The following is a 22,969-nucleotide window of genomic DNA, read 5'->3' as shown; positions in this document are numbered from 1 at the left end:
ATCTTAATGTTTTTCGTGCGCCTGGCCGATGTAGACCAGCGTCAGCATCATAAAAATAAATGCTTGCAACAACACGATCAAGATATGGAAAATCGCCCAGATCGAACCGGCAATTACGTGTCCGACGAAACCGAAAGTGGTCGCGGCCGAACCCAGCAATGCAATCAACAGGAACAACAATTCGCCGGCGTACATATTGCCGAACAGTCGCATCCCCAGAGATACGGTTTTTGCAGCGAATTCAATCAGGTTTAACAGCAGGTTGAAAGGGGCGAGCCAGATACCGAACGGTGCCGCCAGCAATTCATGCACAAAGCCACCAATGCCCTTGATTTTGACACTGTAGTACAGCATCAGTACCAGTACGCCCAGGGCGATTCCCATGGTGCCGTTCAAATCGGCAGTTGGCACAGCACGATGGTGTGAAATGATGCCATCCAGGCCAACCAGCTGGAAGAAACTGGAAAACATATCGACTGGCAGGAAATCGAGGGAGTTCATCAACGCAACCCAGACGAAGACGGTCAACGCGAGCGGCGCGATAAAGCTGCGATCGCCGTGAACGATCTCTTTCGACTGGTTCTCAACCATCTCGACCATCATTTCGACGAAAGCCTGAAAACGTCCCGGCACACCAGCAGTTGCGCTACGTGCTGCGATAAACATTAACAGGCAACCAATTACACCGGCAAAAACCGACCAGAAAACGGTATCAATATTGATGATTGAAAAATCAACAATTTTACTTTGGTGGCCTGTTGAAAGATGTCCGAGGTGATGGACAATATATTCTGAGGGGGTGAGTGGTCCGTCGATTCCAGCTGCAGTCATAATTGGCGTCTAAATAGTAAGATAAAGTAACTTTTCAGCACCACGATGAAGCTGACGACAAATGCCAGCCAGTTAACACCGTGATACAACCAAACAACTGCGCCCAAGAGCGCAACCGTCGTAGCAATTTTGATAAACTCGCCGATAAAAAAAGATATCGGATTAGCGCCGCCAGGTTTTCTTGCGCTGAAAAAAAGGCGTAATGCAAATAAACCGTTTGGCACAGCGCAACATAACCCACCAAGCAGCGCAGAAATAAATCCCGGCATACCACCCAATAATGCTGCCACGCCAGCCACAACCACGGTGACGATAAATTGCAGAAGAACAATACGCAACATATCGATCCCCAGTTGTGCGATACCTAGTGCAATACCGTGCGTCACAAAGGTGCGCTTACGGCAATTTTAGAAACCCGCGGATTATACGATCAGGCTGTTGTTTTCGTCAAACTTTTGCAACAAAATCATAAGCTTATATATTGTTTTACAACACTCAAAAGCCTTCCGCAATGCAGCATAAATTCTTCGATGCACCATTTCTGGGAATTAATCGCCAACGCTGCCTCACCAAAGATTGCTGTACATCATCTACAGTGTATCAATCCCACCTTACAAATAGCTGATCTTTTTATGCGATTTGCCAGTTCACACAAAATTTTAGGTGCATTCTTTACATGACCATTATTCGCAGATCTTTTTTAGCCATTATTCCGGATCACGCAATCTGGCGATCAGGCCATCCAGCGTATCCAGGTCGGAAAAATCGATAATAAGCTGTCCCCGATTTTTTGCGCCAGTTTTGATCGTGACCAGTGTCGCCAACATATCCGACAACTCTTCCTCTAAGCGCGTAATGTCACGGGACTTTTCCTTTCCCTTGCCGTGAGGGCGCGTGATCGAATTTTGTTCCGTGGTGGTCCGCGTAACCAGCTTTTCTGCGTCGCGTACCGACATCCGTTTTGCTACCACCTGATTTGCCAGAGTGATTTGCGTGGCCGCATCCACTGCCAATAACGCGCGCGCATGACCCATATCGATATCACCTGCCATCAACATGGTTTGAACCGGCTTGGCAAGATTCAGCAGGCGCAACAGATTGGAAACGGCACTGCGGGAGCGCCCTACCGCCAAAGCCGCTTTTTCGTGCGTAAAATCGAAATCGGTGATCAGACGATGAATTCCTTGCGCCTCTTCCAGCGGATTCAAATCCTCGCGCTGGATATTCTCAATCAGCGCCATCGCAGCGGTAGTCTGGTCGTCGACATCCTTGACCAACACCGGTACTTCGCTCAGGCCCGCAATTTGCGCCGCTCTAAAACGGCGTTCACCAGCGATAATTTCGTAGTGTTGAGCACCATTGCGCAAGGCAATTGGCCGCACCAAAATCGGCTGGAGCAAGCCCTGCTCTCTTATTGATGCTGCAAGCTCGCTTAACGCACCTTCGTCCATGCGGGTGCGCGGCTGATACTTACCCGCTTGCATCACGATCACCGGCAACACCGATGGCGCTCCGGCGACAACAGGCACCGCTTCGGTAATGTCTGTTGAACCGCCTAACAACGCATCCAGCCCGCGCCCCAAACCTTTTGATTTTTTCGTAACCATAATGTATTTACCTTGCCAATTACACTGTCTTCAATCACATCGACTTGATGCGCTCAACCATCTCGGCACCAAACGCGATATAGGCTTGTGCACCTTTGGAGGCGGGATCAAAGCACACCCCCGGCATTCCGTACGATGGCGCTTCGGCCAGGCGCACGTTGCGAGGAATGACCGTCTTGAAAACCTTATCGCCAAAGTGTTGTTCGAGTTCTGCTGACACCTGTTGCGACAACGTCATACGCGGGTCGAACATGACGCGCAATAAACCGATTATTTTTAGGTCGGTATTCAAATTGGCGTGTACTTTTTTGATGGTGTTGACCAAGTCCGATAAACCTTCGAGCGCGTAATATTCGCACTGCATCGGGATGATCACGCCATTGGCTGCGCACAGCCCATTGAGTGTCAGTAACGACAGCGCTGGGGGACAATCAATCAGGATAAAATCGTATTCGTCCGCGATACTCGCCATTGCATTCTTAAGACGCTTTTCACGGTTCTCAAGATCGACCATTTCTACTTCGGCACCCGCTAGTTCGCGGTTGGCCGGGAGTACATCGAAGTTGCCGGTTTCGGACACCACGCGAACGCTTTTGATATCCGACATCCCGAGTAAAACCTCGTAGATAGTTTCCTTCAAGGTTGCCTTATTGATGCCAGCACCCATCGTCGCATTACCTTGTGGATCCAGATCAGCCAACAAGACGCGTTGGTTTAACTGGGCCAAACCAGCCGCCAGATTGACAGCGGTAGTGGTCTTGCCGACTCCGCCTTTTTGATTGGCGACGCAGAAAATTTTTGCCATATGGTGAGTTTTAGTTTATTTAATGTATTCGGGCTTAGGCAAAATAGTTCCCTTACAGCCCTTGTCGTGACCAACCGCTATACAGTCGAAAGTAATATCCGACTTTACAACGGATGGTTGCGCAGGAGCGATTTTGTATAAGTCCGGGATGTTCATTTAACTGGTCGTCAGCTTGATACCAAAACCGATCAGAAAAATCCCTGCGGCCTTGGAGGCAAGCTGGGCGAGAAGACGATGGCGTGCCATATGTTTAGCCACTGCATTTCCAGCCAGCACAAGAAGACTACCGTAAATCAAGGTGCAACTGGAAATGATTACACCCATCGTCAAAAAAGTAATACTGCCACGCTGCGTAACGGGATCAATAAACAACGGAAAAAAAGCCATATAAAAAATGATGGCCTTGGGATTAATCAATGTCACAAAAAATCCCCGACGCCAATCTACCAATGTAGATGATACTGCGCGCACACCGCCGCTATTGTTGACATTGATGCTGGCGCTGGCGCCTTCGCCCTTCCCTTTGGCGCGAAATAATTTGTATCCAAGCCAGGCCAGATAAACAGCGCCAATATATTGCAAGCCTTTGAACAAAACCAGATTCGCGTGCAATAGCGCGGCGACTCCTATCGCGGCCAAAAACATCAGTACCGCATCGCCCATCATTACGCCGATCACAGACGATAATCCACCTCTTAAGCCATGTCTGCTGGCGCTAGTCAATATGCAAAAAGTGCCGGGGCCGGGCAATATTAAAAAGATCGCCGTCGCGACAATTAGATTCCCCGCTGACGCGATACCGAGTGGATAAAAAAATGCATTCATCAGAGACTCACTCTTGTGGTGTTTTCACTAGTTTACTGACGTCGAAACCTTGCGCAGCGACCTTCGCCAACGCTGCCCGATAAGTAGAATCTGTTAGCTTAGGGGTCCGTGAAAGCACCCATAAATATTTGCGTCCGGGTTCGCCGACGACAGCGTATGAATAATCGGGAGCCAGATCGAGGACCCAATAATCACCCCAGACTAAGGGTAACCACGACAGCCACTCGGGCGCAAACCGGACTTTTAATCTGGAATTGGTAGCGCTACCCGAGTCATTGCTAACCCTGGCCAGGCCGACCGCTTCATCTACCGATCCGTCATTTTTTTTGCAGCGATTAATGACATCGATCTTGCCATCCGCCCGGCTGCGATATTGCGCAGTGACGTTTCCTGTGCATGCCTTCTGGAAGCTATTTGGAAAGCGCGCGATCTCGTACCACTTACCGACATAGCGCGACAGATCAACCGATGGGACAGCGGTAACTTCTTGCGCCATGGAGATGGATGGCACGATTATTGTCAATAGTGCCAAAAAGGCAACGTAAGTTTTTACGTTTCGATTTACGTTCGTTGTCACGCCTTTCCCTCCGCTTTATTTACATAAATGCTTACATAGGCGCTCACGCCAAAGCTCGCTTAATGTAGATTAAATGGCGCTCTGCATCCAGACCGGGAACCCTGATCGGACGCACCTCCGCCACAACCCATCCGTCCGGTAAGCGCTCCATCTCAGCATCTGGATGCACACCCTTCAGGGCGATAAACTGACCGTCTTCCGCCAGCAAATGTGCCGACCAGTTAATAAAGTCGGATAGCTCCGCAAAGGCGCGGGAGGTAATCACGTCAAATTTCTGCGGCACCTGCAACTCTTCTACCCGCGCTGTATAGACGCGCACATTCCGCAGTCCAATTTCCGCTTTAACCTGCGTCAGAAATGCTGTTTTTTTGTGCACCGTATCAATCATGGAAACCCGCATGTCGGGCTTCGATGAGAGCGCCCAAATCGCCAGCACCATCCCTGGCAATCCGCCACCCGCGCCGACATCCAGCACGTTTTGGCACGCCGAAAATGCAGGGACCACAGCCAGCGAATCCAGCAGATGATGCGTCATCATCTGTGCAGGGTCGCGGATTGAGGTCAGGTTATAGGTCTTGTTCCACTTCGCCATCATTGCCAGATAGCCCAGCATTTGTGCCTGCTGCACATCATTGAGTACGACGCCCAAGCTACTCGCCCCTGTGCGCAAAGTCGCGGCAAGCGCACCGGTTGGACTGATATCAACTTCACTCATGCTGCCGTTCCTTTGGTATCAAAGCAATGACTTACAAGTCATTTTAATAGGGGTAATTTTAATATCCAGGGCGAAGGATCAAGGTGCAACAGGACGCAAAACGAAGCCGAACGACGGCAAATTAAGCATGCACCAAGCGGGATCACGCAGCCTGATCATCGCTTGCCGCCAGGGTGTTCAATTTTTTCATCCCATTTTTTTTAAGATGCACCAGCAACAGTGACAGCGCGGCCGGGGTTACCCCCGAAATCCGCGAGGCTTGTCCAAAGGTTTCCGGCCGTTGCTGATGCAACTTCTGGCGTACTTCCATCGACAACGATTGCACCTGCATATAGTCGAAATCGACGGGTAATTTGAGGTTCTCACTGTTTTCGTGACGTTCGACTTCGCGCGCCTGACGGTCAATATAGCCTGCATATTTCAATTGAATTTCAACCTGCTCTTTGACGGTGTCATCTTTAACCCCGGGGCCGCTCAGATCCTGTCCATCTATTCCCTTGAGCGTCATCAAAGTGTCGTAGCTAACGTTGGGACGGCTTAATAAATCAGAGAGCGAATACTCCCGTTGAATTACCGTTCCGACAACTCTTTCCACCTCGGCGCCAGAGACAATGCGAGGATTTACCCACGTGGAACGCAAGCGTTCGAGTTCCAGCGCAACGGCCTCACGTTTTCTTTCGAACAATTCCCACTGCGCATCACCAACGCAACCAAGCTTGCGACCGATTTCCGTCAGACGTAAATCGGCGTTATCTTCACGCAAGCTGAGACGATACTCGGCTCGGCTGGTAAACATGCGATACGGTTCCAGCACGCCTTGCGTAATGAGATCGTCGACCAGTACACCGAGATAAGCTTCATCGCGACGTGGTGACCAGGCATCACGCTCTTGGGTCTGCAATGCCGCATTCAGCCCAGCCAGCATGCCTTGTGCAGCGGCCTCCTCGTAACCGGTGGTACCGTTAATCTGTCCAGCAAAATACAGGCCGCTGATTAACTTGGTTTCCAGCGATGCTTTGAGTCCACGCGGATCAAAATAGTCGTATTCAATGGCGTAACCCGGACGCAAAATGTGCGCGTTTTCCAGGCCCTTCATTGAGCGCACCAAGGCTAGTTGGACGTCAAACGGCAGGCTTGTCGAAATGCCGTTCGGATAATATTCGTTCGTCGTAAGACCTTCTGGCTCCAAAAATATTTGATGCGAATCCTTGCCCGCAAAGCGGTGAATTTTATCTTCGATTGAGGGGCAATAGCGCGGACCGACGCCTTCAATCACACCCGTGTACATCGGACTCCGATCCAGTCCGGCCCGAATAATGTCATGCGTTTGCAAGTTTGTATGCGTGATCCAGCATGGCATCTGGGCTGGATGCATGGCTACATTACCCATCACTGAAAACACCGGAATAGGATCGAGATCGCCCGGCTGCGCTTGCATGACTGAAAAGTCTATCGTGCGACCGTCAATCCGCGGCGGCGTGCCGGTTTTAAGACGCCCTTGCGGCAACTTCAATTCTTTCAACCGCGCCGACAGTGAAATCGCAGGGGGATCGCCCGCACGGCCCGCTGCATAGTTATTGAGGCCCACATGAATCTTGCCATCAAGAAAAGTTCCTGCGGTCAATACCACGGCGCGACTAAGAAACTTAATCCCAACTTGGGTAACGGCACCAATGACGCGATCACCTTCCACGATCAAATCATCGACCGCCTGCTGAAATAACCATAAATTCGGTTGGTTCTCAAGCCGCGAGCGTATCGCCTGCTTATACAATATGCGGTCAGCCTGCGCGCGGGTTGCCCGCACTGCGGGGCCTTTAGATGAGTTCAAGATGCGGAACTGAATACCAGCCTCATCCGTCGCAATGGCCATCGCGCCGCCCATTGCATCAACCTCTTTTACGAGGTGTCCTTTACCGATTCCGCCTATCGACGGATTGCACGACATCTGACCAAGAGTTTCGATGTTATGGGTAAGCAGCAGGGTTTTTTGCCCCATGCGCGCGGAAGCAAGAGCGGCCTCGGTGCCGGCATGACCGCCACCGACAACGATTACATCAAAATTTGTAGGAAATAACATAGTGCGCCTCGATAAGAGGGTGAACAGAGGTGCGATTATAAATCCATTTGACCCTGACCGCCCACTTGTTGACCTGAATGTGGTATTAGGATGCGTTTATATTCTGTTCAGGCTGTGACCAAAATTCCCTGCACAATTCGACCGCCTTCAATTAATAAACTTATAATCTGGTTATTTTAAGTAACCGTTCCACGTGAAACAATTCGTTCGGATCGCTTACATATACCGAAGCTAAACCCCGTTGTTTCACGTGAAACACCCCTTTATTTCAAGAAAGCGTCATAGACTGTTTTCAGGATCAGAACAGATACCACGACCAAAAACAATTTTCGAACGAACCCACTCCCATGTTTGATCGCCAAACGCGTACCGACCAGAGAGCCTGCTACATTGCATATCGCCATCAGTATCGCCAATTGCCAAAGAATATGCCCGCTGTATCCAAACCAAAGTAACGCAGCAAAATTGGTCGCGACATTGACGACCTTGGACACCGCAGATGCAGCAAGAAAATCAAACCCAAAAAACCGCACGAAAAGAAAAATCAGGAAACTACCGGTACCAGGGCCAAAAAGGCCGTCATAAAATCCGATCCCCGATCCGATCAGGATCGCAATAATTAATTCTGTCGATCCTTTATGACGCGGTGCATGAATAATGCCAAAATCTTTCCTGGCAAAGGTATACGCCGCCACGGCCAATAAAATGAACGGAAGGCTTTTGCGAATCGCATCGGTAGGTATATGGGTAACCGTGTACGCACCAAAAAACGCAAAAACAAACGCTGCACCTGCTGCGGGTAAAGCGGCCCGCCAAGCTAGCTTAACTCTGCGACCATAATTTACCGCTGCAGCGGTGGTACCAAATATACCCGCCAATTTGTTCGTCCCCAGCACTGTAGCCGGAACCGTTGTGGGTAACATGGAAAATAACGCAGGAATCTGAATTAACCCACCCCCGCCAACCACTGCATCAATCAGACCAGCGAGAAATCCAGCTGCGGCAAGAAGTCCATAACTAAAAAATACATCAGTCATCGTGCGGATCGCTTTGGTGTATTGAAAAGAAGTGAATAGGCAAACAAGTATTCATGGGGAGTGGAATTGAAATATGAATGTTTCACGTGGAACCAACGGGTGGATGAGGCGGAAATCACTCATCATTTTACTACCGGAAATCGACGAATAGGATTCTGCCAATAGCAGATGCAAATCCCAATTAAGCTAATCGTAAACTCAGGCCACCGATGCATACATCACTCCCACCTGCTACCGCCACCATAAATAACGAAACTACTTAAATTTTCCTTGCAGATAAGAATTATTCTCATCTATAATCATTCTATCGTGCAACACCTTCATTTACCCATTCTCATCTAACTAAGCATCGCTTTATTCTTTCGTAAATAGCCAGCCTCCTAACGACGCCAGCCAATAAATTTTTTATTGATTGGAGTACGTTATGTTTATTTCCCCAGCGCCTCGGTTACAGGCGCTTTCAGCGATCAAGCCCTTACTGGCCTTACTGGCGACCCTTTCCTCGTTGCCAGCCACCGCACAAACAATTCCCTCGTCAGAGACCGGCGCAATCGCCAAATCGTTGTTGGCCGTCAATACCGAGCAACCTCTTGAAGAAATATCCGTGACCGCAACCCGGTCCGAAACGCCGGTGTCGCGCACACCGAGTAGTATTTCTGTGATTAACGCTGCCACCATCGAAGAACAACAAGTGAAGGACGTAAAAAACCTGCTTCGGTATGAACCTGGGGTAACGGTAAGACGCGGACCCTATCGCCCCGCATCCGCCGCGACTGCCGGCGGGCGCGGTGGTAATGAAGGAATCAATATCCGAGGTCTGGAAGGCAATCGTATCCTGCTGATGGAGGACGGCATCAGGCTACCAAGTGCGTTTTCATTCGGTCCGTTAGAGGCGGGGCGCGGCGATTATGGCGAGATGAATCTGTATAAACGCGTGGAAATTCTACGCGGCCCGGCGTCCTCCATGTACGGTAGCGACGGACTGACTGGCGCGGTAAATTTCATCACAAAAGATCCTGGCGATTTTCTGGATATCTTTAAAAAGCCGACCTACTTTTCGATCAAACCTTCTTATGATTCTGCGGATAACAGCCTCACAACCACGGCGGTCGCGGCCTTTGGTGGCGAACGTTTTGATGCGATGCTGATTGCCAGTAAACGCGCAGGCCATGAAACACAAAATCAAGGAGGCCGTTATATCACGGGGCCAAATCGCGATGCACCCAATCCACAAAATACAAACAAGAGCTCCCTGCTAGGAAAAGTGATCTTCAAAGCAAGCCCTCGCGACAAGTTAACCCTCACGGTTGTACACCACGAGGGGCGAACCGCTTCAGATGTGTTGTCAGCAATCACGAAAACCACAGTAGGGTTGGAGGCCCATGACAGCCTTGTGCGCAATCGATATAGCCTTGATTACGATTTTAAGGACAGCCAAAAAAATGGCAGCCGGTTGCTTCAACAAGCCCATGCCCTGCTCTATTTCCAAGATGCCAGCAATCGCCAATACTCCTACGAGCAACGTCGTCCTGCCGCTGACCGAACCCGCGATTCCGTCTATAGCGAGCGTACTATCGGTGGTTCCGCTCAGGCAGAAAGTGCATTCAGCACCGGCGGCCTGCAACACAAATTAGTTTATGGTCTGGACGCCAGCATGGCGCGCATCAGCGGCCTGCGCAATGGCACCGTCCCAGGCTTCGGCGAGTCGCCGTTTCCTGACAAGGCTTTTCCGGATACCGATTACGCGTTATTCGGCGCTTTCGTCCAGGATGATATCAAGCTCACGCCCCACGGTGCATTCACCCTGGTCCCCGGCGTACGCTTTGATTTCTATCGCCTATCCCCAAAGATGCACGACCTAGCCTACACCGGCACCGCCACATCTTCCAGCGGTCACGCCGTGTCTCCGCGATTGGCCCTGATGCTAGAGATCAATCCTGCGCTTATTCCCTATATTCACTATGCACGCGGCTTCCGTACACCTACGCCGGATCAAATAAATAATAGCTTCGGCAACCCCATGTTCGGCTATTCTACGATCGGCAATCCCAATCTGCGCCCCGAAACCAGTAACACGATGGAGTTAGGATTGCGCGGCCACATCGGCGCGGGCAACAATATTCTGCGTTATAGCGCCGCCGGGTTCACCGGACGCTACCGGAATTTTATCTCACAGGAAATCGTCAGCGGCAGCGGCCGTCCGTACGTCGACCCTTACGTCTTCCAATATATTAACCGTGGCGAGGCACGCATTAGCGGCGTTGAGGGGCGTTTTGATTGGCAATTTGTTAATGGACTGGGCGTCAAAGCAGGTCTCGCCTACACCAAAGGCACCACCAGATCTGATGGTCAAAGTAAGCCGCTTGACACCGTGAATCCCTTCATGGCGGTAGTCGGGCTACGCTACCAACCGCATGCACGATGGTTCACCGAAGGCGATATCAGCTATCAGGCCGCAAAAAATCATCATGACATTTCGAGGTCGACCTATTACGCACCACCTTCTGCCACCGTCGCAGATCTGCGGGCCGGGTTCAACGTCAATAAACACGCCACGCTCTATGCGGGAATAAGTAATTTGTTCAACAACAAATACTGGAATTGGTCCGACGTTCGCGGTCTGGCCGACAGCTCGACCGTGAAAGACGCTTACACCGCCCCCGGTCGCAGCTTCAACGTCGGACTTAAATTGCAATTCTAAATGGGAGAAACACATGCGCGCCTTCACACCAATAAAACATGCGGTACCGATCAGCGAACTGCAGGCCAAACCATTAAATTCGCCTCTCGATGCCACAGTCAGCAAGCGCATGCCGGAAGCGCTGCGGACTACTTTTTTGCAAGTCAAAAAAGAACAAAAATTACGTAATCGCGATGCGGCAATCGCCATCGGTGTTTCGGAAGGCGAGGCGATGGCCGCATGCATCGGCATTGAAGCGATCCGGCTGAGACCGGACTTCATCGCACTGCTAGAAGAAATCCCGCAACTAGGTGCAGTAATGGCGTTGACCAGAAATGACAGCGCGGAACACGAGAAGGAAGGCACCTACGAGAACATGTCTCACACCGGACTAACCGGCCTCGCATTAGGCCGCGAAATCAACTTACGCATGTTTTATGCGCAGTGGTACTTTGGCTGTGCAGTGATCGAAGAAACGGCGCACGGCACACAAAAAAGCCTGCAGTTTTTTGATCATCATGGCACTGCCGTGCATAAGATATTTTTGCGTGAAGACAGCAACCATGCAGCATTCGATGCACTGGTAGCACGATGGCGCGACCACGATCAAGCGCCTGATCTGCACGTGACACCTGCGCCACCAGCTATCGTAGAAATTCCGGACGGTGATGTTGATGTAAAAGGTTTTCAGGCCGCGTGGCATGGCATGAACGACGCGCATCAATTCTTTGGAATCATGCGCAGTCACGGCGTCAATCGCACGCAAGCGCTGCGACTGGGTGCAGCGGAATATGCGCGACAGGTCGACAATAGCGCATTAAAAATACTGCTGAATATTGCGGTAAACGACGCAATACCGATGATGATTTTTGTTGGAAATGTTGGGCTGATTCAAATCCATTCCGGGCCCGTTACGCATATCAAATTGAACGGTGCGTGGATCAACGTTCTCGGCCCAGCCTTCAACCTGCATTTGCTTGAAACTAACATCGTGAATAGTTGGGTAGTGCGCAAACCGACCAGCGAGGGCGGCGTGACGTCGTTAGAACTATTCGACCAACACGGTCAGACTATCGCCATGTTGTTCGGCGAGCGCAGGCCAGGACAAGCCGAGTTGCCAGCATGGCGCGACGCTGTGACGCAACTGCCGGACCCTCTGTCACTATGAGCACCCTGCCCTCAGACAAACGCCGCCACGCCGTACTGGGAACGTTGGCCAGTCTTGCCGTCAATAGCACCGCTTTGCTCCCGGCCTTGATGGCAGTCTCGCCCGTACATGCCCAGCCGAAAAGATCGACCGCACCAACGCTACCGCGTCGCGTTGCTGTCGCTGGCGGTGCCGTCACCGAAATCGTGTATGCGCTCAATACACAGGCTCTGCTGGTCGGCGTTGACACCACCAGCACCTATCCGCCCGCAACCCGATCGCTACCCAAAATCGGCTATCAACGCGCCTTGTCCGCCGAAGGCGTGTTGTCGCTGCATCCCGATTTACTGCTAGTGACAGCAGAAGCCGGGCCACCCACTGCCTTGATGCAGATAATGCAAGCGGGCGTCAAGGTCATCACTCTAGGCACCCACCATGACGTCAAGGTGGTGCGTGACAGGATCAGAGGTACCGCCGCAGCCCTGGGCCTGCCATCCAGAGGCGAGCGCTTATTGCAGCGTTTTGACGCAGAATGGGAGATGGCACTAGCGTCCGTCCGTCGTCATCGGCAAGCCAGCAATAAACCGCCACGCGTGATGTTCATCCTCAGCCATAGTGGCACGCAGGCCATGGTGGCAGGACGCGATACGGCAGCCGATGCCATGATTCGCTATGCTGGCGCGATCAATGCCCTTGGTGGCGCAGATGATCAAGGCGGATACAGGGGCTACAAGCCACTTACGGCTGAAAGCACTATCCTGGCCTCGCCTGATGTCTTGCTAACCACCAGCGAGGGATTAGACGCCATTGGAGGGATTGCGAAGCTCATCGCAACGCCAGGTATCGCGCTAACGCCCGCAGCAAAGAAACGTCGCGTGGTGGGAGACATGGATGCGCTCCTGTTACTCGGTTTTGGACCGCGCTTGCCTGCGGCGCTAACCGCGCTGTCCGCAAAGCTGTTTAGCTGAGTTGCAGTGTTAAAAGAAGCGCCATTATTTTTTAATGAAATTGTGAGGTGCGCCGGTCGCTCCGGATTGCAGAATTCACCTTATATGTCCTCTTTATGCAACTTTCTTTTTTCAGCCTTCTTTTTAGCCTTCTTTTGTATGACCTTTTATGACATCCTCTGTTCCCTGCTCTGAGGTCACAGCCATACAGCTATTGGCCACACGCGCATCGCGGCAACAACTGGTTCTATACGGACTAATTGGCCTGCTGTGCGTCACCAGCATCATGTGTGCAACCGTTGGAGCGTATCGAATTGACCCGCTGCAGATTCCGGGATTACTCTGGCCCGGATCTACGCTTAACGCGACCGAGCTGCAAGCACGCGCAGTGCTACTGGACATTCGACTACCGCGCGTCGTGTTAGGTATGCTGGTTGGCTGCGGATTCGGTGCGGCGGGTAGTGCGATGCAAGCGTTGTTCCGTAATCCTCTGGCCGATCCCGGCCTGATTGGCGTATCCAGTGGCGCTGCACTTGGCGCGGCGCTAACGATTGTTTTGGGCACCACATTCTGGCCCGCAGCATTGCAATTTAGCGGCATGTACGCTCCCATGCTGGCCGCTTTCGCCGGCGCATTAATTGTCGCCACGATGGTCTACAAAATCGCGGTTAGTCGCGGCCGATTAGCGTTGCCGCTTTTACTGTTAGCCGGCATTGCAATCAATGCTGTCACCGGTGCAGGCATCGGTTTATTAACCTACATCGCAACCGATAACCAGTTACGCACGCTGACCTTCTGGAACCTCGGTAGTCTGGCCGGTGCTCAATGGACTTTACTGAGTGTTGCAGCGCCGGCAGTTATCCTCAGCATCGGCGTACTCGTGCGCCATTCTGCCGCACTCAATGTCATGTTATTAGGAGAAACAGAAGCCCAGCATTTAGGTGTTCCAGTACTTGCCATCAAGCGCACCGTGCTGATCGCCTGCGCGCTGTGTATCGGCGCACTGGTGGCCTGCACCGGCACCATCGGCTTTATCGGACTGGTCGCACCGCACTGCGTCCGCCTGGTGTGCGGGCCGGATCAACGAGTGGTTTTTCCAGGTGCCATTTTGTTCGGTGCGATCCTGACGTTACTCGCCGATCTGGTCGCCCGCACGCTTGTCGCTCCTGCCGAAATGCCACTGGGAATATTAACCGCCCTGTTAGGTGGACCATTCTTTCTGGCGCTATTGTGGCGCAGACGCGGCCAGCTTGGTTTATGACCGCTACTTCCGACCATTGATAGCAACAACGTGTAAATACTGTGCAACCACTGGATCAATTAAAGAAACGCCACCATGCTCACTGCTACTAATCTTTCCGTACGTCGCGGCGAACAAATAATATTGCGCGATCTGACCATCCAGATTGCACCCGGCAAAATCGTCGCACTATTAGGCCGCAACGGCGCAGGCAAAAGTACCTTACTTAAAGCACTGTCGGGAGAAATCAGTACGGCACGCCATCATGCTGCTGTGCGAATGGATGGCACCATCATGCTTAACGCTATGCCGGTCAATGCCATGTCCCCGAAAGAACTGGCCTTGGCACGCGCGGTCCTGCCGCAAAGCGTGCAGTTTGCGTTCCCATTTACCGGACGCGAAATAGTCATGTTCGGGCGCTATCCGCATGGGGGCGGCGACAGCATCACAAATCGCAAAATAGCCATGGAAGCGCTTGCGCTAGCAGACGCCACAGCTTTAACCGATCGCGATGTCACCACCTTATCGGGCGGAGAATTGGCTCGGGTACAGTTTGGACGGGTGCTCGCGCAATTACAACTGGAGCGTTTGTCCTCATCACAAATAGCGGCAAAATCTCTCACCGCACCGCAATCGCATGTTCCACCCTCTCCTGCACGTTATTTATTACTTGATGAACCGACCGCCGCATTAGATCTTGCCCATCAACACCTGATGCTTACAACCCTGCGGCGACTAGCCAGCGAATGGAACATCGGCGTACTCGCGATCATGCACGATCCCAATCTCGCAGCCCGCTATGCTGACCAACTTGCATGGCTAGCTAACGGCACGTTACTTGCGCAAGACGCCCCTTACATAACGATGACGCCATCTAACTTTAAAGCCTGTCTGGGAATCGAGGTTGAGGTAATAAAACACGCTGGAAAACCACCCTATGCGATGGCATGCGATGCGTGAGAACAGGATAGAGTAGATTAACCGGACGCGAAATATCGGAGATTGCAAAGAATTTATTAAAACGAAAAAGCCCGCACAATTATTCAGTGCGGGCTTCAAACTGGAGGATATTCTTTACTTCATTTGGGTGGAGCGTGCGATATAAAAATCTCTATGTGAAGTTCGTTTAACCATATTCACATCAATCATAAGGGCTGCTGCTATTGAAGTTGAAGTTGAAGTTGCGATTGACCTACCCGTCATAACCGGCATCACCTATGACGGGGTAGATCAAATTCAACAGCAACAGCCTTTATAATTGATGTGAGGTCGTTTTAAATGAACTGCACATGCAAGCTTTATTTGCTATGACAGTTACGCCAAATGAAATAAAAATACCCTTTCAAATGACGACATTCAAATATCAACAAGCCCTAACTACCCTGCACCCGCCGCTTAAACAACGCCCCAATCTCCCCAACAATCCCGCGCCGAAACGCCAGCACGCACACAATAAATATAAAGCCAGTGACGATCGTTACTGACTCGCCTAACCCGTTAAACCAATCGATATGTGTGACTGTCGCTAACCAGCTGCCTATGTCGCCCAATTTATTCTCAAGCACGATGATGATGACAGCACCGACGATGGGGCCTGTAAGCGTTCCCAGGCCGCCAACCAGCGTCATCAATATCACAAGGCCCGACATGGTCCAATGCACGTCTGTGAGCGTCTCAAAGCCCAGCACCAGGGTTTTGGTAGCGCCAGCCAGGCCGGTCAGTCCTGCAGATAATACAAACGCGAGTAGCTTATAACGATTCACGTCGTATCCAAGCGAAATCGCCCTTGGCTCGTTTTCTTTGATGGCCTTCAATACCTGACCAAACGGCGAGTTAATAGTACGAATAATCAACGCAAAACCAAGCACTGCAATGGCCAGCACCACGTAGTACAAAGTCAGGTCATTATCCAAACTGATCATCCCTAATAATTTTCCACGCGGTACACCTTGCAGGCCGTCTTCTCCGCCCGTAAATGGCGCTTGCAGACAGACAAAATAAGCCATCTGCGCGAGCGCCAGCGTGATCATCGTAAAATAAATTCCCTGCCGCCGAATCGCCAGACTTCCCATCACCAGGCCAATCAACGCTCCGGCCAATGTGCCCAGTATCAGTCCGAGCTCGGTGGGCAAGCCTAGTTTAGCCAACGCATAACCGGCCACGTAACCGGCACCCCCAAAAAACGCCGCGTGACCGAACGACAGCAAACCAGTAAAACCGATCAGTAAATTGAAAGCACATGCAAACAACGCAAAGCATAATACCTTCATCAAAAACACAGGATAGATACCGAATGGCGCAGCGAGTGCGGCGATCAGTATCACACCATAAACAATTTTTTTATTCATGTTGAGCGTCCCGGCTTTTGATTAGTCTCTAGTTTGTAATAGTGCACTTGATGGCTCACTTTTCTATTTTTCTTTACCGAACAAACCGGCGGGACGAATCATCAATACGATGGCCATGACGATGAAGACAACGGTAGCCGAAGCTTCAGGATAAAAAACCCGCGTCAATCCCTCGATCACGCCCAATGCCAGTCCCGTAACGATAGAACCCATAATTGATCCCATGCCGCCTATGACCACCACCGCGAACACGACAATAATTAAATTGGAGCCCATTAGTGGTGAGACCTGTATTACCGGCGCTGCCAGCACGCCCGCAAACGCTGCCAACGCACCGCCAAAGCCGTAGGTGAGGGTCACCATTAGCGGCACATTAATACCGAAGGCTTCCACCAGTTTTGGGTTTTCGGTACCGGCCCGTAAATAGGCGCCAAGCTTGGTTTTCTCGATCACAAACCAGGTTGCAAAGCACACGAGCAGCGATGCCAGCACGACCCATGCACGGTAATTGGGCAACATCATAAAGCCGACATTTGTCGCACCGCCTAACAACTCGGGCACAGAATAAGGCTGACCGGAAACACCGTAGAACGAGCGAAAAATACCTTCGACCATCAGCGTGATACCGAACGTCAATAACAGTCCGTACAGGTGATCAAGTTTATATAGCCAGCGCAGCATGGTTTTTTCAACAATGACGGCAAATATACCGACGATAAGCGGTGCCAGACCGAGCATCACCCAATAGTTCAGATTGAAATACGACAGTCCGATCCAGGCCAGAAACGCGCCCATCATGTACAACGCACCATGCGCAAAATTAATTACGTTGAGCAGACCAAAGATGACCGCCAGGCCTAGCGACAGCATGGCGTAAAACGAGCCATTCACAAGCCCTAGTAACAACTGGCTCATCAAGGCTTGCAGGGGAATGCCGAATAATTCCATAGCAATGTATTCTTAAATATCACGATCAACATAGTCCGAATTTTTACGCCGCGCGTTACATAGTTCATCGCTTATTGTTAGTGCGATCAACGATGCAGGTAATGCCACGCCCGACTGAAATAACCGGATCAGATGTATCAGGTGATGAATCATTAAAAAGCACCACGGCGCATAGCAAAATCTAGCAAGAGTGCGCCGTGAGTGAGGCTCGGTTGTGATTTATTTTCTGTGGGTTAGCGTAAAAATCTACTGCTCACCAATAACGCTATTTCCACGTTGGACATTTGGAATCGGCCTTCGACATAAATGCTTTTTCTGCAGGAATAGTCTGTATTTTATTCAGGTAATCCCACGGATACTTACTCTCAGCCGGTGTTTTTACCTGATATAACGTCATGTCATGCACGACGCGACCATCAGGGCGCAAGTAAGCGCCCTTCGTGTACATATCGTTGAATTTAGTCTTACGCAATTGCGCCATCACCTTTTCGCCATCGTCGGTGCCAATTGTCTTGACCGCATTCAGATATTGCGTAGCTGCAGAATAATCTGCGGCTTGCAAACTTGATGGCTCTTTTTTCATTTTTGAAAAATACCGTTTAGCCCAGGCGCGCGACTCATCGCTTTGATCCCAATACCAACTATCTGTCAAATACATGCCTTGCGTTTGCTTCAGCGTCAACGAGTGGATGTCGTTAATAAACACTAACAATCCAGCCAGCTTTGCGGTCTTGGTAATACCAAATTCGTTGGCTGCTTTTACCGCGTTAATAGTATCGCCACCTGCGTTTGCCAAGCCGATGATTTGCGCTTTTGAGGCTTGAGCCTGCAACAGGAAAGAAGAAAAATCAGATGCATTCAATGGGTGTTTAACGGCTCCCAGAACGGTGCCGCCTGAAGCTTTTACGACCGCGGTCGTATCTTTTTCCAGCGAGTTTCCGAACGCATAATCAGCAGTCAGAAAGTACCAGCTTTTACCGCCCTGCTTAACCACCGCTGAACCGGTTCCATTTGCCAGCGCGTAGGTGTCATACGCGTAATGCACCGTATATGGCGTGCATTCTTCGTTAGTCAAACGCGTACTGCCCGCACCGATTTCAAAGAAAGGTTTTTTCTTTTCTGCGGCGATTTTTGCCATTGCCAAAGCGGTGCCGGAATTGGTGCCTCCGATTAATACATCCAGCCCTTGCTGGTCAAACCATTCACGCGCTTTACTCGATGCGATGTCTGCCTTATTTTGATGGTCCGCCACTATCAATTCAATTTTTTTTCCCTTAATATTGCCACCCATATCGGCAATCGCCATTCTGATTGCTTCTGCGCCGCCAGGGCCGTCGATATCAGAATAAACGCTGGACATATCGGTGATAAAACCAATCTTGATCGTATCGCCGGAAATCTGCGCGGCAACTGAACCTGCTAAACCGAATGCTATTGTGCCGGACACGGCGAGTACCATTGCTTTGAACTTAATATTCAATCTGTTCTCCATTTTTACTTTTGATCCGTGATCCAAGTGTGCTGCCACGCTTTTTATATTTCTTATGTTTATCAGAATGACTTTTTCTTATATTTTTGTATGTGTTTGAGAAAGCAATTTGCAGCTTATTACGGGATTTATTTTATGAATTAACGTTGAGGTTATTAACGACTGCTGGCCGTTTTAAACACCCAATAACGTATGCAGTACGGGCATTTTTTCTTGCAATTGTGAGGCCTTGAAGGACTCCACAATCTGGCCGTGTTCCATGACATAAAATCGGTCCGCCAACGGTGCGGCAAAACGAAAGTTTTGCTCGACCATGATGATGGTATATCCCTTTTCCTTGAGTACCAAAATCATACGCGCCAAAGCCTGCACGATCACTGGTGCCAGTCCTTCCGAAATTTCGTCAAGTAGTAACAGCCTCGCGCCCGTACGCAAGATACGCGCTACTGCCAGCATTTGTTGTTCACCGCCCGACAAACGTGTCCCCTGACTATTTTTTCGCTCCGCAAGATTGGGAAACATATCGTAGATTTCTTCGATAGACATGCCTTTTTCTTTTTTCGACACCGAGGGCGGTAACAGCAAATTTTCTTCCGTTGAAAGCGATGAAAATATGCCGCGTTCTTCAGGACAATAACCTAAACCGAGGTGCGCAATTTTATGCGTGGGCATTGAAATGGTTTCGATACCACCGATTTTTATAGATCCCTTGCGCGTGCCGGTCAATCCCATGATTGCGCGCATGGTGGTAGTACGACCTGCGCCGTTGCGCCCTAATAAAGTCACCACTTCACCCGCGCTCACGGACAAATTAACGTTGTGTAAAATATGCGATTCGCCGTACCAGGCTTGCAGATTGCTAATTTCAAGTGCCGGGGTTAAAGCACCGGCGTTACGGACTATATTTTCGTTACTTGATTGAGAGATTACCGACGACATCAATGCGCTCCTTCAAGTGTGGCAGCTTCTGTCCCCATATAGGCTTCCATCACCAATGGGTTATTTGACACGTCCCTGTAATTTCCTTCGGCCAAAACCGCACCGCGTTGCAACACGCTGATCTTGTCGCAGATGCCAGAAACTACGCTCATATTATGCTCAACCATCAGGATGGTTCTACCGGCGGAAACTTTTTTGATCAACGCAGTGACACGATCAACGTCCTCATGTCCCATGCCCTGCGTTGGTTCGTCCAACAACATCAACTCTGGATTCATGCTCAACGTTGTCGCAATTTCCAGCGCCCGCTTGCGGCCATAAGGAAGATCGACCGTCAACGTATCCGCAAACTCGGTCAGATCAACCTCTGCCAACAAAGCCATTGCACGATCTCGTAACTGCGACAAGGTACTGCCGCTTTTCCAGAAATGGAAAGAAGTACCAAGCGAACGCTGCAAACCGATGCGTACATTTTCCATCACCGTCAGATGGGGAAATACCGCAGAAATCTGAAACGAACGAATGATCCCCTGGCGCGCAATCTGGGCGGGCGCAGAGGCAGTAATATCGCGCTCATTGAACAAAATCTGGCCGGATGTGGGGACCAGAAATTTAGTTAGCAAATTGAAACAGGTCGTTTTACCCGCGCCGTTTGGCCCAATTAACGCATGAATATGGCCACGTTGCACTTGCAAATTCACGTTGTTTACCGCAGTAAAACCTTTGAATTCTTTCGTCAGGCTTTTTGTTTCTAAGATGAAGTCGCTCATCCTGCCTCCTTATATTTTGCTTTGCCCCGGTTTTTATCGGTATAAATTTTATTATTTGAATGATATCAATAAAATCATTATTTTTACGAATACTACAGACCTCGACAGCGCTCAGCAATAAGTATAAATACTATACACAAACCCTTGCGTTTTTAAGCAATTAAATCCGCGACAATGTTGCAATAAAATATCTTATGCTGTTACGTTAATTTGTTTTGGCCGACGCACTGTCTAAAATGAATTGCGCCGCCATCTCCGCAATCATAATTGTGGGCGAATTAGTATTGCCCGAAGTAATTGTCGGCATGATTGAGGCGTCAACAACGCGCAGCCCTTTTACACCAATTACTCTTAACTTGCTATCTACTACTGCCAACGCATCGCTTAATTTCCCCATCTTGCAGGTTCCAACCGGATGAAATATGGTGGTGCCGACGTTTCCCGCGGCACAAATCAGCTCTTCTTCGGTCTGAAATGAGGGGCCCGGCATGAACTCCTGCGGCGCATATTTTTTCAAGGCTGTCGCCGCGGCAATTTTACGTGTCAGCACCACCGACGCTGCCGCGACCTTACGATCTGCTTCAGTTGCCAAGTAGTTTAAGGTGATCTTCGGGGCGATCATAGGATCGCCCGAAGCTAGCCGAATATACCCGCGCGAAGTTGGCCGCAAATTGCATACACTTGCTGTGAAAGCGGGAAAATTATGCAACGGATCGCCAAATTTTTCTAACGATAATGGTTGTACGTGGTACTCCAGATTGGCGGTCGGTTGCATTGGATCGGACTTTGCGAACGCACCTAATTGAGAAGGTGCCATTGACATCGGACCGCTACGCGAGAGCAAATACTCCAAACCGATTTTCATTTTCCCGACCCAATTATTTGCCATCATATTCAGCGTTTTGACGCCGGTTACCTTAAACCCCATGCGGATTTGCAAATGATCCTGCAAATTTTCGCCAACTCCGGGTAGATCAAGCAATACAGGAATCTGGTTTTGTTGCAACAATGACGCTGGACCGATGCCAGAAAACTGCAAAATATGCGGGGACCCGACCGCACCGGCAGATAACAAGACTTCTTTGGTCGATTCCGCGGACCATTCCTTGCCGCCACCCAAAAATTCCACTCCTGCACATTGCAAGCCTTCTTCGCCAGATTTGAGAATCAGGCGTTTGACATGACAGCCCGTCATGATCTCAAGGTTTGCTCTGGTTGCGGCCTGGCGTAAAAATGCTTTGGATGCGTTCCAGCGGATACCGCGCTTTTGGTTTACATCAAAATAGCTCACGCCTTCGTTATCGCCCTGATTAAAGTCATCAATTTTTGGGATACCGGTTTCCCCTGCAGCCTCACGGAAGGCGTCCAGGATTTCCCATGACAGACGTTGCTTTTCTACCCGCCATTCGCCACCGGAACCATGAAAAGCGTTCGCACCGTTATAGTGATCCTCACTTTTCTTGAAGGTTGGCAAAACATTTTCCCACTTCCAACAGTCATCTCCGGTCAACGTCGCCCATTGTTCATAATCGCGTGCCTGTCCGCGCATGTAAATCATGCCGTTGATCGATGACGATCCACCTAATACCTTGCCACGGGGATAGATCAGACTGCGATTATTTAATCCCGCATCCGCTTCGGTTCTATATAACCAGTCTGTTCGCGGATTGTTGATGCAATAAAGATATCCCACGGGAATATGGATCCATATGTAATCGTCCTTTGCACCGGCCTCGATCAATAACACCGATATGTTGGGATTACGCGTCAATCTATTAGCTAATACACAACCGGCACTGCCTGCGCCTACGATGATGTAATCATACTTACCTGCAACTTCCATTTGTCATCCTCCTTCATATCCCCATTTATCGGCTTTTTATGTGCTTGTACCACTAAGCATCTCATGCGCGGCAGATCACACACTGTAACGAATACTCTTGACAACGATCGCTAGAATTGGAGCAATGATCAAGGAAGGCAG

General features: G+C 50.3%; 20 protein-coding genes. 5 read left to right on the top strand and 15 right to left on the bottom strand.

The genetic code is table 11. The annotated features are described in order from the left end of the window. Positions 1 to 3 precede the first annotated feature (3 nt). The 9 genes from atpB to HAV38_RS14820 form a co-directional block, all read right to left on the bottom strand. Positions 4 to 831: a F0F1 ATP synthase subunit A gene (atpB, locus tag HAV38_RS14860; RefSeq protein ID WP_168056169.1), complete on the bottom strand. Its 828-nt coding sequence runs from the start codon at positions 829 to 831 to the stop codon at positions 4 to 6. Further along, complete coding sequence (locus HAV38_RS14855; protein WP_168056463.1) at positions 828 to 1,172, bottom strand: ATP synthase subunit I; 345 nt, start codon at positions 1,170 to 1,172, stop codon at positions 828 to 830. Before HAV38_RS14855 ends, atpB begins: the two co-directional genes overlap by 4 nt. Before the next feature lie 366 nt (positions 1,173 to 1,538). After that, on the bottom strand, positions 1,539 to 2,438 hold the full coding sequence (locus tag HAV38_RS14850) for a ParB/RepB/Spo0J family partition protein (RefSeq protein WP_168056168.1): 900 nt from the start codon (positions 2,436 to 2,438) through the stop codon (positions 1,539 to 1,541). A gap of 34 nt (positions 2,439 to 2,472) precedes the next feature. After that, positions 2,473 to 3,243 carry a ParA family protein gene (locus HAV38_RS14845; protein ID WP_168056167.1) on the bottom strand — a complete coding sequence of 257 codons (771 nt, stop codon included), beginning with the start codon at positions 3,241 to 3,243 and terminating at the stop codon, positions 2,473 to 2,475. Positions 3,244 to 3,399: 156 nt separating this feature from the next. Further along, positions 3,400 to 4,068: a leucine efflux protein LeuE gene (gene leuE, locus HAV38_RS14840; RefSeq protein ID WP_168056166.1), complete on the bottom strand. Its 669-nt coding sequence runs from the start codon at positions 4,066 to 4,068 to the stop codon at positions 3,400 to 3,402. A gap of 7 nt (positions 4,069 to 4,075) precedes the next feature. Then, entirely contained in the window at positions 4,076 to 4,579 is a 504-nt protein-coding gene (locus tag HAV38_RS14835) for a lipocalin family protein (RefSeq protein ID WP_311734833.1), read from the bottom strand. A gap of 109 nt (positions 4,580 to 4,688) precedes the next feature. After that, on the bottom strand, positions 4,689 to 5,360 hold the full coding sequence (rsmG, locus tag HAV38_RS14830; RefSeq protein ID WP_168056165.1) for a 16S rRNA (guanine(527)-N(7))-methyltransferase RsmG: 672 nt from the start codon (positions 5,358 to 5,360) through the stop codon (positions 4,689 to 4,691). A 142-nt stretch (positions 5,361 to 5,502) separates the two neighbouring features. Further along, complete coding sequence (gene mnmG, locus HAV38_RS14825) at positions 5,503 to 7,440, bottom strand: tRNA uridine-5-carboxymethylaminomethyl(34) synthesis enzyme MnmG (protein WP_168056164.1); 1,938 nt, start codon at positions 7,438 to 7,440, stop codon at positions 5,503 to 5,505. A 263-nt stretch (positions 7,441 to 7,703) separates the two neighbouring features. Continuing rightward, positions 7,704 to 8,477: a sulfite exporter TauE/SafE family protein gene (locus HAV38_RS14820; RefSeq protein WP_168056163.1), complete on the bottom strand. Its 774-nt coding sequence runs from the start codon at positions 8,475 to 8,477 to the stop codon at positions 7,704 to 7,706. Positions 8,478 to 8,901: 424 nt separating this feature from the next. Between HAV38_RS14820 and HAV38_RS14815 the strand changes: the two genes are divergently transcribed. The 5 genes from HAV38_RS14815 (at position 8,902) to HAV38_RS14795 (ending at position 15,451) form a co-directional block, all read left to right on the top strand. After that, positions 8,902 to 11,178 carry a TonB-dependent hemoglobin/transferrin/lactoferrin family receptor gene (locus HAV38_RS14815; RefSeq protein WP_168056162.1) on the top strand — a complete coding sequence of 759 codons (2,277 nt, stop codon included), beginning with the start codon at positions 8,902 to 8,904 and terminating at the stop codon, positions 11,176 to 11,178. 13 nt (positions 11,179 to 11,191) lie between these two features. Then, positions 11,192 to 12,325, top strand: coding sequence for a hemin-degrading factor (locus HAV38_RS14810; protein WP_168056161.1), 1,134 nt, complete (start codon positions 11,192 to 11,194; stop codon positions 12,323 to 12,325). Next, positions 12,322 to 13,272, top strand: coding sequence for a heme/hemin ABC transporter substrate-binding protein (locus HAV38_RS14805; RefSeq protein ID WP_168056160.1), 951 nt, complete (start codon positions 12,322 to 12,324; stop codon positions 13,270 to 13,272). Before HAV38_RS14810 ends, HAV38_RS14805 begins: the two co-directional genes overlap by 4 nt. 148 nt (positions 13,273 to 13,420) lie before the next feature. Continuing rightward, positions 13,421 to 14,512 (top strand): FecCD family ABC transporter permease, encoded by a 1,092-nt coding sequence (locus HAV38_RS14800; RefSeq protein ID WP_168056159.1) that lies wholly within the window; start codon positions 13,421 to 13,423, stop codon positions 14,510 to 14,512. Positions 14,513 to 14,587: 75 nt separating this feature from the next. Then, on the top strand, positions 14,588 to 15,451 hold the full coding sequence (locus tag HAV38_RS14795; RefSeq protein ID WP_168056158.1) for an ATP-binding cassette domain-containing protein: 864 nt from the start codon (positions 14,588 to 14,590) through the stop codon (positions 15,449 to 15,451). 413 nt (positions 15,452 to 15,864) lie between these two features. On the opposite strand, the gene HAV38_RS14790 is transcribed toward HAV38_RS14795, so the two are convergent. The 6 genes from HAV38_RS14790 to HAV38_RS14765 form a co-directional block, all read right to left on the bottom strand. Then, positions 15,865 to 16,839 carry a branched-chain amino acid ABC transporter permease gene (locus HAV38_RS14790; protein WP_168056157.1) on the bottom strand — a complete coding sequence of 325 codons (975 nt, stop codon included), beginning with the start codon at positions 16,837 to 16,839 and terminating at the stop codon, positions 15,865 to 15,867. A 63-nt stretch (positions 16,840 to 16,902) separates the two neighbouring features. Then, positions 16,903 to 17,787: a branched-chain amino acid ABC transporter permease gene (locus HAV38_RS14785; protein WP_168056156.1), complete on the bottom strand. Its 885-nt coding sequence runs from the start codon at positions 17,785 to 17,787 to the stop codon at positions 16,903 to 16,905. 265 nt (positions 17,788 to 18,052) lie between these two features. After that, positions 18,053 to 19,261 (bottom strand): ABC transporter substrate-binding protein, encoded by a 1,209-nt coding sequence (locus tag HAV38_RS14780; protein WP_168056461.1) that lies wholly within the window; start codon positions 19,259 to 19,261, stop codon positions 18,053 to 18,055. 189 nt (positions 19,262 to 19,450) lie between these two features. After that, complete coding sequence (locus HAV38_RS14775) at positions 19,451 to 20,215, bottom strand: ABC transporter ATP-binding protein (protein WP_168056155.1); 765 nt, start codon at positions 20,213 to 20,215, stop codon at positions 19,451 to 19,453. Continuing rightward, the gene (locus HAV38_RS14770; protein WP_168056154.1) at positions 20,215 to 20,985 is read right to left on the bottom strand and encodes an ABC transporter ATP-binding protein; all 771 of its coding nucleotides are present in this window, start codon (positions 20,983 to 20,985) and stop codon (positions 20,215 to 20,217) included. The genes HAV38_RS14775 and HAV38_RS14770 overlap by 1 nt, the downstream gene beginning before the upstream one ends. A 205-nt stretch (positions 20,986 to 21,190) precedes the next feature. Further along, a complete protein-coding gene (locus tag HAV38_RS14765) occupies positions 21,191 to 22,828 on the bottom strand; it encodes a GMC family oxidoreductase (RefSeq protein ID WP_168056153.1) in 1,638 nt (545 codons plus the stop codon). Between the last annotated feature and the right edge of the window lie 141 nt (positions 22,829 to 22,969).

This window comes from Glaciimonas immobilis, from assembly GCF_011947285.1.
Classification (GTDB): domain Bacteria; phylum Pseudomonadota; class Gammaproteobacteria; order Burkholderiales; family Burkholderiaceae_D; genus Glaciimonas; species Glaciimonas immobilis.
This window is presented reverse-complemented; position numbering and strand designations above follow the sequence as displayed.

What these genes read in the sequence shown, in the direction of transcription:
- atpB (WP_168056169.1), bottom strand. Translation starts at nt 831, where the DNA reads ATGACTGCAGCTGGAATCGACGGACCACTCACCCCCTCAGAATATATT.
- HAV38_RS14855 (WP_168056463.1), bottom strand. Translation starts at nt 1,172, where the DNA reads ATGTTGCGTATTGTTCTTCTGCAATTTATCGTCACCGTGGTTGTGGCT.
- HAV38_RS14850 (WP_168056168.1), bottom strand. Translation starts at nt 2,438, where the DNA reads ATGGTTACGAAAAAATCAAAAGGTTTGGGGCGCGGGCTGGATGCGTTG.
- HAV38_RS14845 (WP_168056167.1), bottom strand. Translation starts at nt 3,243, where the DNA reads ATGGCAAAAATTTTCTGCGTCGCCAATCAAAAAGGCGGAGTCGGCAAG.
- leuE (WP_168056166.1), bottom strand. Translation starts at nt 4,068, where the DNA reads ATGAATGCATTTTTTTATCCACTCGGTATCGCGTCAGCGGGGAATCTA.
- rsmG (WP_168056165.1), bottom strand. Translation starts at nt 5,360, where the DNA reads ATGAGTGAAGTTGATATCAGTCCAACCGGTGCGCTTGCCGCGACTTTG.
- mnmG (WP_168056164.1), bottom strand. Translation starts at nt 7,440, where the DNA reads ATGTTATTTCCTACAAATTTTGATGTAATCGTTGTCGGTGGCGGTCAT.
- HAV38_RS14820 (WP_168056163.1), bottom strand. Translation starts at nt 8,477, where the DNA reads ATGACTGATGTATTTTTTAGTTATGGACTTCTTGCCGCAGCTGGATTT.
- HAV38_RS14815 (WP_168056162.1), top strand. Translation starts at nt 8,902, where the DNA reads ATGTTTATTTCCCCAGCGCCTCGGTTACAGGCGCTTTCAGCGATCAAG.
- HAV38_RS14810 (WP_168056161.1), top strand. Translation starts at nt 11,192, where the DNA reads ATGCGCGCCTTCACACCAATAAAACATGCGGTACCGATCAGCGAACTG.
- HAV38_RS14805 (WP_168056160.1), top strand. Translation starts at nt 12,322, where the DNA reads ATGAGCACCCTGCCCTCAGACAAACGCCGCCACGCCGTACTGGGAACG.
- HAV38_RS14800 (WP_168056159.1), top strand. Translation starts at nt 13,421, where the DNA reads ATGACATCCTCTGTTCCCTGCTCTGAGGTCACAGCCATACAGCTATTG.
- HAV38_RS14795 (WP_168056158.1), top strand. Translation starts at nt 14,588, where the DNA reads ATGCTCACTGCTACTAATCTTTCCGTACGTCGCGGCGAACAAATAATA.
- HAV38_RS14790 (WP_168056157.1), bottom strand. Translation starts at nt 16,839, where the DNA reads ATGAATAAAAAAATTGTTTATGGTGTGATACTGATCGCCGCACTCGCT.
- HAV38_RS14785 (WP_168056156.1), bottom strand. Translation starts at nt 17,787, where the DNA reads ATGGAATTATTCGGCATTCCCCTGCAAGCCTTGATGAGCCAGTTGTTA.
- HAV38_RS14775 (WP_168056155.1), bottom strand. Translation starts at nt 20,215, where the DNA reads ATGTCGTCGGTAATCTCTCAATCAAGTAACGAAAATATAGTCCGTAAC.
- HAV38_RS14770 (WP_168056154.1), bottom strand. Translation starts at nt 20,985, where the DNA reads ATGAGCGACTTCATCTTAGAAACAAAAAGCCTGACGAAAGAATTCAAA.
- HAV38_RS14765 (WP_168056153.1), bottom strand. Translation starts at nt 22,828, where the DNA reads ATGGAAGTTGCAGGTAAGTATGATTACATCATCGTAGGCGCAGGCAGT.